This is a genomic window from Oleiphilus sp. HI0080, assembly GCF_001635135.1.
Window position 1 is genome coordinate 1 of sequence record NZ_LWFU01000215.1, and the last position, 777, is coordinate 777.

1 protein-coding gene and 1 pseudogene are annotated in these 777 nt (G+C 45.3%); one reads left to right on the forward strand and one right to left on the reverse strand.

The genetic code is table 11. The features are described 5' to 3' along the window. Positions 1 to 502: peroxiredoxin (locus tag A3751_RS02375; RefSeq protein ID WP_068451672.1), on the forward strand; the 502-nt coding region annotated here is incomplete at its 5' end. A gap of 84 nt (positions 503 to 586) precedes the next feature. On the opposite strand, the pseudogene A3751_RS02380 reads toward A3751_RS02375, so the two are convergent. Then, positions 587 to 777, reverse strand: a pseudogene (locus tag A3751_RS02380) (exonuclease domain-containing protein); the annotation flags it as partial.

Genomic DNA, 777 nt, shown 5'->3' on the forward strand with positions numbered 1-777 from the left:
GGGTAAGTACGGTTTGGTTTTCTTCTACCCGTTGGACTTCACTTTTGTTTGTCCTTCTGAGTTGATCGCGCTTGATCACCGTATGGATGATTTTAAGGAGCGTGGAGTTGAAGTAATCGGCGTTTCTATCGACTCCCACTTTACACACAACGCATGGAGAAACACTCCTGTTGATAAAGGCGGTATTGGTGCTGTTCGTTACACCCTAGCTGCGGATATGAATCACGACATTTGTAAAGCATACGATGTGGAGTCTGAGGGTGGTGTAGCATTCCGTGGTGCATTTCTCATCGACAAAGAAGGCATGGTTCGTTCGCAAATCGTCAATGACCTTCCATTAGGTCGTAATATGGATGAATTAATTCGTTTGGTTGATGCACTTCAATTCCACGAAGAGCATGGCGAAGTATGCCCTGCAGGCTGGAACAAAGGCGACAAAGGGATGGATGCTTCTCCCGACGGTGTTGCTAAGTACCTTTCAGAGAATGCTGAAGGTTTATAAGTCTTAGCGTTAAGACAAAAAAGCCGAGCGTTTAGCTCGGCTTTTTTGTTACTGGCTGAATGATCTATTTTGCATTAGCTGCGCTTAGTATGTTATCGGCCAACCGCCTAGGGTTTTCCATTTATTGATGATCGTGCAGAAAAGTTCGGCTGTTTTTTCAGTATCGTATTTTGCGGAGTGGGCCTCATGACCGTCAAAATCGATTTTGGCTGCAGCGCATGCTTTTGCAAGTACAGTCTGGCCAAAGGCCAATGCCGAAAGTGTATTGGTATCAA